Raw genomic sequence first — 14,875 nt, forward strand, 5'->3', positions numbered from 1 at the left:
GACTCCGTGCGCCGCAATCAGATCCGCCGCCCCAGTTCGAACGCCTCTTCCAGCTCACTGCGGTCTTCTATATCTCCCGGATGATGAACCCCGCCCGCCAGCACGCGGCCGAGATCAGTCCAATCGATATGGGTCATCAGACGCTCGTACCAATAGACGGATTCTTCGAACCCGTTTCCTTCGGCCACCATCAACAGCACGGAACCCTTCACCGGGTTTCGATAGCCGGAATCCCTCTCGGCAACAGCGAATAGGCGGTCGAAAGCGGTTTTGAGCTGGCCGCTTATACTCCAATAATACAGGGGCGAGGCAAGCACCACCACGTCAGCCTCCTGGTAAGCCGGGTAGATCGAATCCATGTCGTCCTTTATCGTGCATGGGCTTTCGGGGTTTTTGCCCCCGCCCCAACAGCCTTTGCAGCCCTTGATGTCCATATCATGCAAAAGAAACGCGGTAACCTCATGGCCGGCTTCTAACGCCCCCTTGGTAAACTCCCGAACCAGAGCGGAGGTATTGCCTTTCTTTCTCGGGCTTCCGTTCAATACGACTATGCGCTTTCCCATGGCGATGCTTCCTATCTTTCGGCGTTTGACTTTACGTCTGTTCACTGCAAAGATACTTCATGCACCACTTGAAACAAGTACGCACATTCAAGTGCGATACTAACCGTAAGGAGAGCGTTAATGAATTTCAGCTCGATCGAAGAAGCCGACTTAGAGCAATCGGGGTTCAGCTACACCCTGTCTCTGATCAGCGGAAAGTATAAAATGGCGATTCTGTACTGCCTCATGGAATACAAGGTGGTCAGATACAACGAGATCAAGAGGTACCTTAAAACCATCTCCCACAAAACCCTGAGCACGGTGCTGAAACAGCTTGAAGCAGACGGGTTGGTTCATCGGGAAGAGTACCCGCAAATACCTCCGAAAGTCGAGTACAGTCTTACCGAAAGGGGCAAATCGCTCATACCCATCCTCGACAGCATGTGCCTTTGGGGAGAGAAGAACCGGTAAGAGGCGCCTGGTGGGGTTTCGAAAACCCGGGGCCAAGCCCGTGCGCTCGGCTCGCAAAGACGACAAGCGCCGCTCGGATGCTGACGATCTGTTTCCCGCTTACGGTACATCCTTTTCACCTGCCTCAATCCGCGCCTTCCGCTTTAATCCGACCACCTGTCCTCGATCCTCTTCCATGCCTCAGTTGTAATGCAACCCTCGTCGATTCCTTCCTCGATTTCTCGGTACAACTGAAAGGGCATCGTCAAGGTGAGAAGCTCTTTGGGAAGTCGATGTCTTTGCGAGATGTCGAATCCGCCCAGTATGGCTTTCGGCTCATCGCTCCCGATTTCGTCGTAGGCAAAAAGAATGGATTGGCAGGCAGCTGCGAAGGGGGCTGAAACATTGAGGCCGCTGCCCCTGGAATATCCCGACATGATGACAAGAGCCGAGAGCTGGTCGGGGTTCGCGAAGAGCAGCGCTATCGCCGGCGGCTCGTCGTCGCTGAAATCCGCAAGGGGCCTGAAGACGGCATACTCGGTCTGCGCATCCGCATAAGGCAAGGCGTCTTTCCAGCGTTGCACGACTTCCGGCGACTTGAAGAAACGCTCGCCGTACTGGACGTGCTTCGGCAGTTCGTTCGGATCGTCGCATTCGATGCCCGTAGAAAGCAATTCTGCGGTCTTATGGTTTCTCCTCGTAAAGGCGTCGCCTCGGCAAATCCCAACCGCACCGCCCGGGCACGCGCACGTTTCATCCGATACGGCAACCGTCTTGCCCTTCGAAGCGGCAAGGAGCATCGATACCACACATACCCTTTTGTCAGGGGGGAATTCGATGGCGTCGTCAGGCTTCTTGTCAGAAAACGATATCCCTATAGGCTGTATGCGGAAATCAAACCTATCAACGATTTTGCTTTTCATGTTCCTACCTCACTTTTGCAGTACATCGCCGTCGAAAGAAAACTCCATAGCCTCGTTGAAACCGGCAGGAGATCGCGATATGCTTCCTCGCTCCGATTGGGGGCGCTCCGATATTCGCTTGCCGGTTCTCCTTTTCCCCTTGAAAGGTTTATATGCCGAGATGCCTATCATGACGATTGACAAGATAAGCTGTACGGCCACCATCGCAACGAGGATAAGAAGATTGGCGTTGAAGCCGTCCATCGTCAGAGCTTCCAACCCGTAGTGTACGACAAACTCCCTCATCCCCTCGAGAAGGGGAAGGAAGAACAGGGCGGCAGGAACACAGGCCACCAAGAAAAGCACCCATTTCAGCAGCACCCATGTATGTGCAGCAAAACCCCAACCGGTACGAAAACCGTACATGAACCCCACGGCAATGCAGAGGGCGACACTCGGAATGATGACGAAGTAGTCGAAAGTCTCAACGAGAGCGATCTGAGCAAGGACGGCTTCCGGGCTGGCCTGCTGCACGGAGGTCAACAAGGCTGCGAGTATGCAGGCGATGCCACCCGTCCATAACATCGCCCCGATCAGGTGGACGATCTTTACCGCTCGCACAGCAGAACCCGTTAGTTTTTTCATAGGGAAGACTCCTTTTCTTTCATTGGACGATGTACCAGATTTGGAAAAACTCAAACGAAATACCAAGCCGATAAGAGCGATGGCCAAAACAGTAAGCCAAAGAAAAAGGGTAGTTTCTTCTAGTGCGAGGGAGAAAGGAGCACCCAGCGAGTTGACGAGCCAAAGAAGCATCGGGGTCTTCACGAACGCATAGCCCCCTATCATGACCGAGCAACAGAGAACGAGCTTTTTCAAGAGCCATGCATGCTTCCCGAAAGAGTATTCCTCTTTTACCTTGACCAAAACCAAGCCGGACAAGACAGCCGCTATCGCGCAAGGAATAACGAGCCACTCATCTATCGCGTGATAGACGCCGAGCCGATCCCCTTCCGCAACGTCAAGAGGAACGGCCAAGCAAGCCAGCATTGCAACGAGCCCCAACAGCCAAAGGCCGCCCAAGGATATGTGAACGATTCGCAATGCCGATGCGTATGTTTTTCGAATCTTCATAGGCCACCTCCGGAAAGAAAGCTTACTCTTTTGCGGAAATATCAGATTTCTTCTCTCTTAACTCATCAACAAGTTTGGTGATAAGCTGTTCGAACTGTTTTCGCTCTTCGGCGCTGAATGCTTCTTGGTGCAAATCGATCAGCTCTCCGAATACTTCGTTTATGCGAGGGGCAATCGCTTTCCCCTCTTCGGTCAGGTAAAGTCGGCTCACCCTCTTATCCATTGCATCGACTTCCTTGCGGACATATCCGGCTGCAATCATGTTCTTCACCGCTTGAGTAGTGGCAGATTTGCTGACCGAAAGGAGGCCGCTTAGCTCCTGCTGGCTCAGGCCTTCCCTATTGGAAATAACGTACAGGGAATCGGCTTGCTGAGCTTCGATGCTGAGAGTGGCAAGCTTTGCTCGAAGGATGGACTGACTGAGCCGATAGGCCGCTGCAATGGCCTTGCTGGGAGTGTAGTGCTCCATGAAACCTCCGTCACATTAGTTTAGATATTAACCAATTATAGTTAAGATGTAAACTAATGTCAAATCGAGTAGCCTCTCGTTTGAAGTCCGTTGCGCGGCGGAAGGCATTTTCTCTATCGAATGACACCTGCTAAACGCCTCTCACCCAGATTGAAGGTTGCAAGTAAAGCGTCAGGATGCTTTGACGGTCAAGCTTCCTGCCATCACCGTATCCATTTCACAAGCGGTAGCTCGTGTTTCGTCGCTGAGTGCCATGGAGGTTTCATAGGAGCAGTGTTTCCCGTGGTAGATGGGATTAGCACCTTCTTCTTTTCACGGGGCTTAGTGCGGAGACCACTAGGGAAAGCGGGAGGTAGAACCCATACGGTAGAATGAAAGCAGCTATACTGGAAGTCGTCGGAAGGTACATTGAATTCGGCGTAGATACTTACCGGAGGTAGAGATAGACGCTTTGGATTACATACTAAAAGATGGTGAAATCTGGTTGCAATATGCCACGAGAATAAACATCTTGAATGAAGACAGAGAGAGCCTAGCCGCCTTGAAGGAGCAGGTTCTTATCGATCCTCGAATCACGGTATACCTTAATGATGTGACCGATTACCACGGTATCCTCGTGCGCAACCATAAAAATCCCGACTTGCCGATCCATAAACTCATTTTTCTTTTAGACATCGGCCTTGGGAGTGAAGTGCCTGAAATACAATGTGCAATTGATAAGATCATGGAAAACAAAGATAGCAATGGCGTGTATAAATCGCTAACCAATATCCCTAAACATTTCGGAGGAAGTGGCGAAGATTCATTCGGATGGTGTCTTTGCGATGCACCATTACTGCTGTATGCGCTGAATAAGGCAGGGTGCGATTATGAGAACCATATAAAGCAGGGAGTGGATCACCTCGTTGGGTTCTACGAGGATTGCGGGTTTCCCTGCACGGTATCCCCCGAGCTTGGAAAGTTCAGAGGACCGGGTAGAAAAGGTGATATCTGTCCTTATGCTTCATTGATTATGCTGAAGCTCATGTCTGGCATTCCCGAATATCGTGATTCTGGGGTTTCAGAAAACACAGCGATGGCTTTGCTGTCTTTATGGGAAAACAGCTTAGAGCGACACCCTTACATGTTCTATATGGGTACCGATTTCAGAAAACTCAAAGCTCCGGCTATATGGTATGACTTGGTGAGCGTCGTTGATGTGCTCAGTAATTTTGAGGTGGCTAAAGCAGATGCCCGCTTTATCGAAATGCTCAACCTGATCAAAAGCAAGCAAGACGAAAACGGGCTGTTCACACCCGAAGCAGTTTTTCAGAAGTTCAAAGGTTGGGACTTTGGGCAGAAGAAAAACCCGTCTCCCTACCTGACTTATCTGTGCTATCGCATCTTTGGCCGAGTGGGCTAGGTTCTAGAAATCCTGAAGCATTTCGTTATTCACACACAATCGGCGAATCTTTCACTCGTTTCCAGACTTAACGCGCTGATGATGCGCTAACCCTGAAACTCGTTGCGCTACAGAAGACATTTTCTTCTTTCAAATCCCAACCCACCCCCGCAATCTCCATCGTTTGTTCGCTTGCGTTGTCGCGCCAATAATGCGAACATCTGTACCCTGTTGAAGAGAACACCTTACAAAGACATGCATACGGCAGTCTCGCGATGATGGGGGTCATTCATGGACGAGCGAATCATCATGCACAGCGACATGAACACGTTCTACGCGTCGGTCGAACAGGCGGAGCACCCGGAGCTTAGGGGCAGGCCCGTCGTCGTGGCGGGCAAGGAGGAGCTGCGCTGCGGCATCGTGCTCACCAAGAGCCAGGAGGCGAAGGCCTACGGCATCAAGACGGCCGAGGCGCTCTGGGAGGCGCGGGCGAAATGCCCCGGCCTTATCGTGCTGCCGCCCGACTACCCGCTCTACAAGAAGTACTCCGCCATGGCGCGCGACATCTACTACCAGTACACCGACCTCGTGGAGCCGTTCGGCCTCGACGAGAGCTGGCTCGACGTCACGGGCTCGGTGCAGCTGCACGGCGGGAGCCCCCGCGTGATCGCCGAGGAGATCAGCGAGCGCATACACGCCGAGCTCGGGGTGACCGTGTCCATCGGCGTGTCGTGGAACAAGATCTTCGCGAAGTTCGGCAGCGATTTCAAAAAGCCCGACGCCATAACCGAAATCACGCGCGAGAACTACCGCGACGTCGTATGGGGCGCGCCCGTCGGGGAGCTGCTCTACGTGGGGCACGCCACCGAGCGCAAGCTCGCCGCCTACGACGTGAGGACCATCGGCGATTTGGCCCACGCCACAGACGCCTACCTCACGCGGCGCTTCGGCAAGATCGGGCTCATGCTGCGCACGTTCGCCCGCGGCGAGGACGCAACGCAGGTGAAGACCTACGACCCTACGCGCAGAGATGTCGAGCGCACCGTGAAGAGCTACGGCAACGGCCTCACCGCTCCGCACGACATCCTCGACGCGGGCGACGCCAAGGCGCTCATCTACCTGCTCTCCGAATCGGTGGCGCAGCGTCTGCGCGAAGACGGCATGCGCGCCCGCACCATCGCCATCGGTGTGCGCGACGGCGATGACCTCACGAGCTACACGCGCCAGACCAAGCTGCCTTTCCCGACGGCCGCCACGCGCGACGTGGCGCGCACGGCCTGGACGCTCGTGCTCGCCAACGAGCGGTTCGACGGCACGCGCCCCATCCGCGGCCTCCACGTGCGCGCGACCGACCTCGTGGCGATGAGCGAACCCGAGCAGCTCTCGCTCTTCGAGTCCAAGCGCGAAGTCGTCGAACGCCTCGACTTCGCGATCGACGAGCTGAGGCGGCGCTTCGGCAACCTCTGCGTCCAGCGCGGCGCCGAGCTTGCCGACGAGACGCTTGCCGGCGTGGACATCAAGGGCGAGAACACCGTGCACCCGGTGGGCTACCTGCACTCGTAAGGCGCGCGCCGTGAAGGGAATCGAGAGCAGGAGGAAGCGCTACGTGGAGGTGATCGCCCGCCACGCCGAGGACGGGACCGTTTTGCCGCTCGCGGTCGTATGGGAGGACGGTCGGCGGTTTGCGGTCGACCGCGTCCTCGACGTGCGCCGCGCAGCCTCGCTCAAGGTGGGCGGCACCGGCGTGCGCTACCTTGTACGCATACAGAACAGAGACACGTTCCTCTTCTACGAGGAACCCCGCTGGTTCGTGGAGGAGAAGATCCGTTAAGCGGGCGCAGCGCCCGAGCTTTCTATCCGTTTAGTTTTCCACAACGCTGTAGTAATTTCATGTACGCTCTTTGTGGAGGCTTTGTGAAATACCGAGCGCTGTTATCATGATTTTCGTGAAGAGGTTGCGAGCCGGTATGTCCGTCGCAATCCGCATGGACCGCCTTCGGGCGGTTTTTGCGTCTAAAAGGGGACGAAACATGGACAAACCATTTAAGACAATCGACGAACAAATCGAATTACTCAACAGCAGAGGCTTGATTACCGACAAAAGAAGTCGAGATATTCTGAGCCGAGAAGGATATTACTGTGTCGTAAACGGCTACAAGGATCTCTTTATCGACAAAAATGCGAAGTCCGCCGCAGGCGGAGATGATCGTTTTTACAAAGGCGTAACCTTTGACCATGTTTACCGCCTTTTTGAATTCGACAGAGACCTGCGCCTGAGAATGTTTAGATACTTTGCCCGTGCTGAAGCAGTCTTGAAGACCGCATGTTCATATTGCTTTACAGAACGCCATCAAACCGAATGCGAACCGTACCTAAACAAAATGCTTTATCGAAGAGAGGATAGATATAGGCGCGATATCGACGCTCTGATACGGAATTTTGAGAAGATTCTCACCAAGGATCCTTCTGGCACCTCTGCGCGCAGACGATCTTACATAGATCATTACTTGAACAACCATGATGAGGTGCCGCTTTGGGTTCTCGCTAATTTTACGAGTCTAGGGATGATATTCAAGTTCTTCACCTTCCAAAAGGAATCCATGCGAAACGAAATAGCTCGGTACTTCTCAACGCTCTATGAAACCACACATGGCGTTAAGAAACGGTTCAACCCCGAGCAATTACGGCTCGCATACGACCACATCAAGGATTTCAGAAACATATGCGCCCACGATGAAAGGCTCTACTGCGCTCGCGTATCGCCATCGAAGGACGTTTCGCTCTCCAACGTGATCGATGACCTTTCCGACATTATGCAAGTTGACGAAATGGTTGAAATGAGAACGGAGGTGTCTCGGCTAATCCTTGGGGTTATTCGTGATACACCGTCGCTTATCTCCGAATCGCTTTTGAAAACGATGGGGTTCTCGTCGGTCAAGGCGCTTATCGAATAATCGCGCATGCCGCCCAGTCTTCGACGCGTGTCCTTTGGCTGAAGCTCTCCTTTCAAGCTGGCTTCTCGAAGGTCGTTGGTGTATACAAGATGCCAACTGGAAAAGCGAAGGAGCGCGATCATGGATGCCGAGCGGTTTCTCCGATTTTTGCACGAGGACATACGGGAATGCGCGTTCGCAACAATCGGAGGCGACGGGCGCCCCGCCATCCGCATCATCGATCTCATGCTGCATGATCGCGATAGCGTGTACTTCCTCACGGCGCGGGGCAAGAACTTCTACCGCGAGCTTACCGAGCAGGGCTTCGTCGCGGTTACCGGGCAGAAGGGCTATCGCATGGTCTCGCTGCGCGGATTTGTCCGCCAGGTCGAACACGAGCTCATCGATACGATGTTCGAGCAGAACCCCGATATGGCCATCCTGTACCCCGGCGAAACCCGCCACGTGCTCGAACCCTTCCAGCTCTTTGCAGGCAAGGGAGAGTACCTCGATCTCACCGTGCGTCCCGTCGTTCACGAAACGTTCGCCTTCGGAGACGACTGCATCGGCGAAGGCGGCGCTCCCCTCGCGAGAAACGCCGATGCCCTCCCCGATGAAGACCGCACCGCAGCCGTCCCTTCGGGATCCTACTTCGTCACCGACCTGTGCACGGGATGCCGCTCGTGCCTCCCCGCATGCCCGCAGGACTGCATCGTCCTTTCCGCCGAATCGCCGAAAGCGCGCATCGAATCGGACCATTGCCTGCGTTGCGGCGCGTGCGCCGAAATCTGCCCGCACAGCGCAATCGAAAGGAGCGCGTAATGGACGGCTTTGACTACGCGGCTCGCATCGAACGGGCACAACGGGCACTCGCCGCCGCCGACAAAGTCATCATCGGGGGTGGAGCGGGACTTTCGAGCGCAGCTGGCCTCGAATACGGCGGAAGCAGGTTCGAGAAGCTGTTCTCCCCCTGGATCGAGCGCTACGGCATCCCCGACATGTACGCGGGAGGCTTCTACCCCTACGCTACCGAGGAAGAGCGTTGGGGGTACTGGGCCCGCCACATCCTTGCGAACCGCTTCGAGGAGCCGCCCCTTCCCCTCTACGCCGAGCTGCTCCGCCTCGTCGAAGAAAAGGATTTCTTCGTCATCACCACCAACGTCGAGAGCCAGTTTGAGAAGACGGGTTTTCCCGCAAGGGGCATCTTCGAGGTACAGGGGAACTACGGGCTCATCCAGTGCGCGAAAGGATGCCACGATACGCTGTATCATGACGAAGAGCTTGTTCGCATGATGGCCGCACGCACCGATGGCGACCTTTGCATCCCGAGCGAACTCGTGCCTGCGTGCCCCGTCTGCGGTGGCCCCATGGAGGTACACGTGCGCAAAGACGCCTTCTTCGTCGAGGATGATACCTGGCACGAGGCAAGCGAACGGTATGCGGCGTTCGTCCGATCATGCGCGGGCACGCGTACCGTTCTGCTCGAGCTCGGCGTGGGGTTCAACACGCCCGGCATTATCCGCTACCCCTTCGAGAACATAGCCTACCGAAACCCGGAGAACGTGACGCTTATCAGGCTGAATCGCAACCACCCGAGCGGTGCCGATGAGAACAGAGATCGTACCGTCGCTTTCACCGAGGACATGACCCGAGTGATCGGCGATCTTCGGGAAGGAGCCGAACGTCCATGACCGAACAATCCTGCGAACCGGAAGGCATGATCGAACTTATAGAAATGCTACTTGCCGAGCGCGCCGATAAGCGTACCGTTACCGTCCCCGGAAACCCGCTCGATCGCTGGAACCTTCTACGCGCGCTTATGAACACGCGAGAGCCCGCGCCCGCGCCCGACGACATGCTCGCGCTGCAAGACAACGTACTCGCCCGGATTCACGCACTGCGCGAGACAACGCACGTCTCGAACCTTTCGCACGTACCTCTCGATGAACGGATGGCTCTTTGGCAAGGCGACATCACCACGCTTGCAGCCGATGCCATCGTCAACGCCGCAAACAGCAAGCTGCTCGGATGCTTCGTTCCCGGGCACCGCTGCATCGACAACGCGATCCACACGTTCGCCGGCATGCAGCTGCGACTTGCCTGTAACGACATCATGAGCGTGCGCGTGCGAGACGAACCCGTTGGTACCGCAACCGTCACATCCGCCTTCAACCTGCCCGCAGCCCATGTGATCCACACGGTGGGCCCCTTCGTCTTCGACGCGCCGACGATGAGCCACGTAAGCGAGCTCGCCTCGTGTTACGCTTCGTGCCTCGAAGCGGCTGCCGAACGGGGTTTCGCATCCATTGCGTTCTGCTGTATCTCGACAGGAGAGTTCCGTTTTCCGCATGAGCAAGCGGCCGAGATAGCCGTACGCAGCGTCAAGGACTTTCTTGCAACCGACACCACGCTTGAAACCGTGGTTTTCAACGTGTTCACAGATGAGGACCGTCGCATCTACGAGCGCTTGCTCATGGTATGATCGCCGAAGACGAGCAGGAAGGAACGGTATGTGCGGGCACTTCATCATGGTTCCTCGCGACGAGATCGAGCTGATCATCCGCGACATCGAGATCGAAAACCATGTCAACGTCATGCCTGACTGGCCCGCCCGCATCGTCGACGCCTATCCGGGCTCAACCGTCCCGCTTATCGTTTCGACCCGGGAAGGTCTCAAAGCGGAGGAAATGACCTGGGGCTACACCATCCCGAACAAAAGCGGCCTCGTATTCAACGCCCGATCCGAAACCGCGCTTTCCGAATCGAGCATGTGGCGCGACTCCCTGACGAAACGCCGGTGCGCCGTTCCTACGTTCGGATTCTTCGAGCCGCATAAAACCGAGTTGTCGGTAAGCGAGCGCACAGGCAAGCCGATCAAGCGCCCTTACCGCTTCGACGGACCGCGCAGCCTGCTGTTCTTGGCAGGAATCTACCAAAGCGGTCGCTTCTCGATCATGACCACCGCCCCGAACGCCTCAGTCGAGCCCGTCCACGATCGCATGCCCGTGGTGCTGCTGGAACACGAGCTTCCCTTATGGTTTTCACCCGACTTCATGCACCTGTTCGACCGCACCGGCATCGAGCTTATAGCGACTGCCCAAGAACCTGCCGCAACCGATCTGCCCGCACCGCCGAGCAAGTCGTCTTTTCCCGACCAGCCCGCACTGTGGTGAGAAACCGCCCGGGGCACCGCTCGCTCAATACGCTTGCCTTTCGTGAATGAGACCGTATACGACGGCACGGTTTTCAGAAGGAAAGTACTCGTAGATTATCAAAAACGGCGGGCAGGAAATCTTTCGCACCCCGTTTCCGAACTGCTGCAGGATAGACTCGGGAAGATGAGAAGACCCGACTGTCGGAATCGTTTGGATCGTGGTAATCGCATACTCTATATCGTTGAGAACTCTGAGCGTTTCGACGCGACCGGCAACGTCTTCATTGAAGGTGTCGGTTCGTTCAACCGTCACCATTACGCAAGGCCCTCTCTGATCGCCGCGAAGAAATCTTCATGGTCCGAATGCACTCTCCCGGCATTCATGTCGGCCCTCCCGGCTATGATGGTATCGCGCAATCGAGCCTCGTACACCGCTTCCTCTTGAGCCCTGCGTATTGCCTTTTCGTATTGTTCTTCAGAGCTGAACACGTATGCTCCCGCACCCTGTTCGGTTATCCGCACAACTCCGCGCTGTGCCGCTTCCTTGACTTCTTTCTGCTTCTTTATCAGTGCGCTGATCGGGTATATCTCATCCAACGTACCTGCTGTATCCATGCTGGGCTCCTTTGCTTTCGCCTTGTGCCGACATCTTTTCCTAGGTGCATAGGTAGTATTATAGTTATGCTTTTGTATATACTATTATTTGTATAAAATGTATACTTTAACCTTGAAAACAGCATCGCTATTCCATTGACACCTCTAACAGCGAGCACGGCTCTGGCATAAGCCGGAGAAAAAACACTTGCATTTCCCGTCGAGTCGTTTATGATACATACCGTTGGTATGTTTAAGGTATCTGCAACCGAACGAGCGCGAAGGAGGACCGATGGCCCGAAACAAGCATCCCGAAGAAACCGTCGCCAAGATCCTCGACGTGGCGCTCGAGCTCTTCTTCACCAAGGGCTACGACAACACGAGCATCCAGGACATTATCGATCAGCTGGGCGGACTTACCAAAGGAGCGGTATACCATCACTTCAAATCGAAGGATGAGATCCTCTCCGCCGCGCTCGACCGGGAGAACGAAACGCTGTACCGCGAGCTCAAGCGCATCCGCGACGACGGCGAGATGACGGGCGGCCAGAAGCTCCAGGCGCTGTTCGAAACCTCCATCAACGGCCCGCAGCTTGAAATCTGGTCCACCATCGCGCCGGCGACCGATCCGGTGAAGAATTCCCGGCTGCTCGGCTTGCAGTACCAAGCAGTGCTCGAGGAAACCGTGCCCTTCTACGTCCAACCCATCATCGAGCAGGGTGTCCGCGACGGAAGCATCGTGACGGATCATCCGAAGGAGCTGAGCGAGGTTCTCGTGTTCCTCGCCAACCTCTGGGCCGGCCCGATGTTTCGCAAATCGACGCCTGAAGACCTCAAAGGCCGCATCGCCTTCTACGTTGACCTCGCCCGCTCCCTCGGCGTCGAACTGGCTGATTCGGGCATGTCCGAAGCCCTCGAGCGGTACCGCTCCACCTTCGAATCGCGTACCGATCTTTTCGATGACGAAGAGGAGGCATCGTGATGATATAGCAGAAACGCAAACCGAAGCTCCCCGGTTCCACCCGGCGAATCCCGCCCCGCTTCCTGAGTTTTGTCCTACGTTGACTGAGCTTCGCAAGTCCACTCGTCCCGCTGCCTCGCAGCTTTTTATTTGCCCTTGATACATACCAACTGCACGTATGTATAGTTACGAAACGATCTAAGGAGCCACCATGTCAGAAACCTCGCAGCAGCAAAGCCGCCTGTTCACCAAACCGTTCGCGGCCATCGCCATCGCGCAGCTGTTTTCGTTGCTCGGCGGCGCTATTCTCAAATTCGTCCTGCCGCTGTACCTGCTCAACCTTTCCGGATCCGCAACGCTTTACGGCATCGTCGTGGCCTGCGCCTTCGTGCCCTACATCTTCCTCACCCCCATCGGCGGCACGCTGGCCGACCGCGTGAACAAGAAGTACATCATGGCAGTGCTCGACCTCGTCATGGCTGCATCGGCGGTCGCCTACATCGTGCTCGCCCAGACGGCGGACCTCGTGGTGGTGACCATCGTCATCCTCATGCTTCTGTACGCGGCCCAAAGCGTCTACCAGCCGACGATCCAATCGTCGGTGCCCTCCGTCGTTGCCTACGATCGTATCCCGTCGGCAACGGCCATCGTCACGCAGGTCAGCGCGTTGACAGGGCTTGTGGGTCCGGTGGTCGGCGGCCTCGTGTTCGGTTTCTTCGGCGTCATGCCCATCGCCATCGTTTCGGCCGTCGCGTTCCTCGTCTCGTCGGGCCTCATCGTCGCCTTCGTCAAAATCCCCGTTGCGGAGCACCGTTCGGCCGGCAACCCCTTGTCCACGCTGAAAAGCGACATCAAAGATGCTGCCTCCTTCCTCAAGAAGAACCCCATCATGTGGAAGACGATCCTGCTACCGTAGTCAACCTCGTCGCTTCGGCCTTCATCATGGTGGGCACCCCTTATATGATCACCGAGGTGCTCGGACTGTCCAACCAGCTCATGGGCTTTGCCGAAGCGTCGCTTGCGCTCGGCGGGCTCATCGGCGCCGTCCTCATCTCGATCAAGCCCGCCCTCTTCCCCATTACGCGGGCCCCGCGCTTTCTGTTCGGCGCAGCGTTCGGTTTTCTGCCCATCGCCGTCGTGATGGCATCGGGAGCAGCACCCATGGTCGCATACGCGGTCCTGCTCGTCAGCCTTACGTGGACTATGGCGATGTGCACGTTCTTCTCCATCGTGGGAATCTCGTTTCTGCAGATGAACACGCCTGGCGATCTCATCGGCAAAGTGATCGCGCTCACGATGTCGGCTGCGAACGTCGCCTTGCCGGCAGGACAGCTCATCTTCGGATTCGGCTTCGATGCGATAGCGGCACCCATCCTCGCGACGTTCGTGCTGGCGGTCATGCTCGGTGTTTCGGTATTCGCGGTTCGCACGTTCAAAAAGGCGTTTGGCAAGGGCGCACCTGCCGCTCAAACGGCTTTTGCAGAAAGGACGGATGCCGAGGGCTCAGCCGCCCTGTAGCCAAACGCCCATCGAGCCCGACCGCTGCGCGCCTCCTGAGAAACGAGCGCCCCTCAGGAGGCGCGCAGTCCCTTTTCTTCCATAAGCGTGCAGGCCACCGAAGGATGATCGCGGAGCACGCGCATCAGCGTATCGGCGGTTCCGTTTTGAAACACCGTTCCGTTTTCCCAACGAACCACCGTTTTCGGTCCCGCTCCCAATAGCTTTTCGAAGCGGGCTTGCGACAAGCCCAACTTCTCGCGCAACGCACGGATCTCGGTACCCGAAAGCAACCCGTGTCTCTGTTTGTACTCATCAACCGCCCGACGGTGAACATAGCTCGAAACATCGCCTTCGAAGTAGACCTCGCCGCACTGCGAGCACATCGCATGCTCGACGCCACTTACGGCAACGCATTCGCCTTTCACATCCCACTCAACCGTACCGTGCATCGCCGTTACCGAACCCCCGCAGATAGGGCATGTATCAACCATAGTCACCACCCATACCCCCATTCTTTGCATGACATCAATACTAAGGTGAGTTCGTCATCGGTAATGACAAATTTCACGTAAAACCGCCCACCGATCTCGTCGTCTTCGTAATCGCATCGGTATACATCGGCCCATAAACCCTGTTCGTGTTTCGGCGGAAGAGATTCCATGTACTCATCCTCCGCCAAAGAGAGTATCAATCTCTTTGCAATACCGGGATCGTACCCGTGGGCTCTCAACCACCGTGTGCTCGTCTTGGTTTCGATGTACTTGCTCGTACGCACAAGGCGCTGAGCTCGTGCGAGGCTATACCGTGGCGATCTGTATTTCATGGTAGCATCACGCTACCTTTTTTACAAGATTT

The 14,875-nt window shown here is 55.9% G+C and carries 20 protein-coding genes; 12 read left to right on the top strand and 8 right to left on the bottom strand.

Going from position 1 to position 14,875, the window contains the following annotated elements:
• Nucleotides 1–17 precede the first annotated feature (17 nt).
• On the bottom strand, nt 18–563 hold the full coding sequence (locus FJE54_RS13365) for a flavodoxin family protein (protein ID WP_139653301.1): 546 nt from the start codon (nt 561–563) through the stop codon (nt 18–20).
• A gap of 120 nt (nt 564–683) precedes the next feature.
• Between FJE54_RS13365 and FJE54_RS13370 the strand changes: the two genes are divergently transcribed.
• The gene (locus FJE54_RS13370) at nt 684–1,013 is read left to right on the top strand and encodes a winged helix-turn-helix transcriptional regulator (RefSeq protein ID WP_139653302.1); all 330 of its coding nucleotides are present in this window, start codon (nt 684–686) and stop codon (nt 1,011–1,013) included.
• A 143-nt stretch (nt 1,014–1,156) separates the two neighbouring features.
• On the opposite strand, the gene FJE54_RS13375 is transcribed toward FJE54_RS13370, so the two are convergent.
• The 3 genes from FJE54_RS13375 to FJE54_RS13385 are packed head-to-tail and all read right to left on the bottom strand — an operon-like array spanning nt 1,157 to nt 3,497.
• Complete coding sequence (locus FJE54_RS13375) at nt 1,157–1,915, bottom strand: DUF169 domain-containing protein (protein WP_139653303.1); 759 nt, start codon at nt 1,913–1,915, stop codon at nt 1,157–1,159.
• A 9-nt stretch (nt 1,916–1,924) separates the two neighbouring features.
• Nucleotides 1,925–3,028 carry a DUF2269 family protein gene (locus tag FJE54_RS13380; RefSeq protein WP_139653304.1) on the bottom strand — a complete coding sequence of 368 codons (1,104 nt, stop codon included), beginning with the start codon at nt 3,026–3,028 and terminating at the stop codon, nt 1,925–1,927.
• Nucleotides 3,029–3,050: 22 nt separating this feature from the next.
• Complete coding sequence (locus tag FJE54_RS13385) at nt 3,051–3,497, bottom strand: MarR family winged helix-turn-helix transcriptional regulator (RefSeq protein ID WP_139653305.1); 447 nt, start codon at nt 3,495–3,497, stop codon at nt 3,051–3,053.
• Between the two features lie 451 nt (nt 3,498–3,948).
• Here FJE54_RS13385 and FJE54_RS13390 point away from each other — a divergent pair, with 451 nt between their 5' ends.
• The 8 genes from FJE54_RS13390 to FJE54_RS13425 all read left to right on the top strand — a co-directional run bounded on the left by FJE54_RS13390 (nt 3,949) and on the right by FJE54_RS13425 (nt 10,984).
• A complete protein-coding gene (locus FJE54_RS13390) occupies nt 3,949–4,899 on the top strand; it encodes a hypothetical protein (protein ID WP_139653306.1) in 951 nt (316 codons plus the stop codon).
• Nucleotides 4,900–5,169: 270 nt separating this feature from the next.
• Entirely contained in the window at nt 5,170–6,441 is a 1,272-nt protein-coding gene (locus FJE54_RS13395) for a DNA polymerase Y family protein (protein WP_139653307.1), read from the top strand.
• 10 nt (nt 6,442–6,451) lie between these two features.
• Nucleotides 6,452–6,709 (top strand): hypothetical protein, encoded by a 258-nt coding sequence (locus FJE54_RS13400; protein WP_139653308.1) that lies wholly within the window; start codon nt 6,452–6,454, stop codon nt 6,707–6,709.
• Between the two features lie 199 nt (nt 6,710–6,908).
• Nucleotides 6,909–7,832, top strand: coding sequence for an Abi family protein (locus tag FJE54_RS13405; RefSeq protein ID WP_180326741.1), 924 nt, complete (start codon nt 6,909–6,911; stop codon nt 7,830–7,832).
• Between the two features lie 120 nt (nt 7,833–7,952).
• The gene (locus tag FJE54_RS13410; RefSeq protein ID WP_139653310.1) at nt 7,953–8,633 is read left to right on the top strand and encodes a 4Fe-4S binding protein; all 681 of its coding nucleotides are present in this window, start codon (nt 7,953–7,955) and stop codon (nt 8,631–8,633) included.
• The gene (locus FJE54_RS13415) at nt 8,633–9,502 is read left to right on the top strand and encodes an SIR2 family NAD-dependent protein deacylase (RefSeq protein ID WP_139653311.1); all 870 of its coding nucleotides are present in this window, start codon (nt 8,633–8,635) and stop codon (nt 9,500–9,502) included. The genes FJE54_RS13410 and FJE54_RS13415 overlap by 1 nt, the downstream gene beginning before the upstream one ends.
• Nucleotides 9,499–10,293 carry a protein-ADP-ribose hydrolase gene (locus FJE54_RS13420; RefSeq protein ID WP_139653312.1) on the top strand — a complete coding sequence of 265 codons (795 nt, stop codon included), beginning with the start codon at nt 9,499–9,501 and terminating at the stop codon, nt 10,291–10,293. The genes FJE54_RS13415 and FJE54_RS13420 overlap by 4 nt, the downstream gene beginning before the upstream one ends.
• A gap of 28 nt (nt 10,294–10,321) precedes the next feature.
• Nucleotides 10,322–10,984, top strand: a complete 663-nt coding sequence (locus FJE54_RS13425; RefSeq protein ID WP_180326742.1) for an SOS response-associated peptidase — start codon at nt 10,322–10,324, stop codon at nt 10,982–10,984.
• Between the two features lie 24 nt (nt 10,985–11,008).
• On the opposite strand, the gene FJE54_RS13430 is transcribed toward FJE54_RS13425, so the two are convergent.
• The gene (locus FJE54_RS13430) at nt 11,009–11,281 is read right to left on the bottom strand and encodes a hypothetical protein (RefSeq protein ID WP_139653314.1); all 273 of its coding nucleotides are present in this window, start codon (nt 11,279–11,281) and stop codon (nt 11,009–11,011) included.
• Nucleotides 11,281–11,580, bottom strand: a complete 300-nt coding sequence (locus tag FJE54_RS13435) for a hypothetical protein (protein WP_139653315.1) — start codon at nt 11,578–11,580, stop codon at nt 11,281–11,283. Before FJE54_RS13435 ends, FJE54_RS13430 begins: the two co-directional genes overlap by 1 nt.
• Nucleotides 11,581–11,851: 271 nt before the next feature.
• On the opposite strand from FJE54_RS13435, the gene FJE54_RS13440 reads away from it, so the two are divergent.
• The 3 genes from FJE54_RS13440 (at nt 11,852) to FJE54_RS13450 (ending at nt 14,038) form a co-directional block, all read left to right on the top strand.
• Nucleotides 11,852–12,541: a TetR/AcrR family transcriptional regulator gene (locus FJE54_RS13440; RefSeq protein ID WP_139653316.1), complete on the top strand. Its 690-nt coding sequence runs from the start codon at nt 11,852–11,854 to the stop codon at nt 12,539–12,541.
• 190 nt (nt 12,542–12,731) lie between these two features.
• The gene (locus FJE54_RS13445) at nt 12,732–13,436 is read left to right on the top strand and encodes an MFS transporter (protein WP_139653317.1); all 705 of its coding nucleotides are present in this window, start codon (nt 12,732–12,734) and stop codon (nt 13,434–13,436) included.
• A complete protein-coding gene (locus tag FJE54_RS13450) occupies nt 13,412–14,038 on the top strand; it encodes an MFS transporter (RefSeq protein ID WP_139653318.1) in 627 nt (208 codons plus the stop codon). Before FJE54_RS13445 ends, FJE54_RS13450 begins: the two co-directional genes overlap by 25 nt.
• A 53-nt stretch (nt 14,039–14,091) precedes the next feature.
• On the opposite strand, the gene FJE54_RS13455 is transcribed toward FJE54_RS13450, so the two are convergent.
• Entirely contained in the window at nt 14,092–14,511 is a 420-nt protein-coding gene (locus FJE54_RS13455) for a type II TA system antitoxin MqsA family protein (protein ID WP_139653319.1), read from the bottom strand.
• 2 nt (nt 14,512–14,513) lie between these two features.
• Entirely contained in the window at nt 14,514–14,843 is a 330-nt protein-coding gene (locus tag FJE54_RS13460) for a type II toxin-antitoxin system MqsR family toxin (protein ID WP_139653320.1), read from the bottom strand.
• Nucleotides 14,844–14,875: the final 32 nt, after the last annotated feature.

Source organism: Raoultibacter phocaeensis, assembly GCF_901411515.1.
Lineage (GTDB): Bacteria > Actinomycetota > Coriobacteriia > Coriobacteriales > Eggerthellaceae > Raoultibacter > Raoultibacter phocaeensis.

Bases quoted from the DNA above. Each gene is read 5' to 3' on its own strand.
- FJE54_RS13365 (WP_139653301.1), bottom strand. From the start codon at position 563: ATGGGAAAGCGCATAGTCGTATTGAACGGAAGCCCGAGAAAGAAAGGC.
- FJE54_RS13370 (WP_139653302.1), top strand. From the start codon at position 684: ATGAATTTCAGCTCGATCGAAGAAGCCGACTTAGAGCAATCGGGGTTC.
- FJE54_RS13375 (WP_139653303.1), bottom strand. From the start codon at position 1,915: ATGAAAAGCAAAATCGTTGATAGGTTTGATTTCCGCATACAGCCTATA.
- FJE54_RS13380 (WP_139653304.1), bottom strand. From the start codon at position 3,028: ATGAAGATTCGAAAAACATACGCATCGGCATTGCGAATCGTTCACATA.
- FJE54_RS13385 (WP_139653305.1), bottom strand. From the start codon at position 3,497: ATGGAGCACTACACTCCCAGCAAGGCCATTGCAGCGGCCTATCGGCTC.
- FJE54_RS13395 (WP_139653307.1), top strand. From the start codon at position 5,170: ATGGACGAGCGAATCATCATGCACAGCGACATGAACACGTTCTACGCG.
- FJE54_RS13405 (WP_180326741.1), top strand. From the start codon at position 6,909: ATGGACAAACCATTTAAGACAATCGACGAACAAATCGAATTACTCAAC.
- FJE54_RS13410 (WP_139653310.1), top strand. From the start codon at position 7,953: ATGGATGCCGAGCGGTTTCTCCGATTTTTGCACGAGGACATACGGGAA.
- FJE54_RS13415 (WP_139653311.1), top strand. From the start codon at position 8,633: ATGGACGGCTTTGACTACGCGGCTCGCATCGAACGGGCACAACGGGCA.
- FJE54_RS13420 (WP_139653312.1), top strand. From the start codon at position 9,499: ATGACCGAACAATCCTGCGAACCGGAAGGCATGATCGAACTTATAGAA.
- FJE54_RS13425 (WP_180326742.1), top strand. From the start codon at position 10,322: ATGTGCGGGCACTTCATCATGGTTCCTCGCGACGAGATCGAGCTGATC.
- FJE54_RS13430 (WP_139653314.1), bottom strand. From the start codon at position 11,281: ATGGTGACGGTTGAACGAACCGACACCTTCAATGAAGACGTTGCCGGT.
- FJE54_RS13435 (WP_139653315.1), bottom strand. From the start codon at position 11,580: ATGGATACAGCAGGTACGTTGGATGAGATATACCCGATCAGCGCACTG.
- FJE54_RS13440 (WP_139653316.1), top strand. From the start codon at position 11,852: ATGGCCCGAAACAAGCATCCCGAAGAAACCGTCGCCAAGATCCTCGAC.
- FJE54_RS13445 (WP_139653317.1), top strand. From the start codon at position 12,732: ATGTCAGAAACCTCGCAGCAGCAAAGCCGCCTGTTCACCAAACCGTTC.
- FJE54_RS13455 (WP_139653319.1), bottom strand. From the start codon at position 14,511: ATGGTTGATACATGCCCTATCTGCGGGGGTTCGGTAACGGCGATGCAC.
- FJE54_RS13460 (WP_139653320.1), bottom strand. From the start codon at position 14,843: ATGAAATACAGATCGCCACGGTATAGCCTCGCACGAGCTCAGCGCCTT.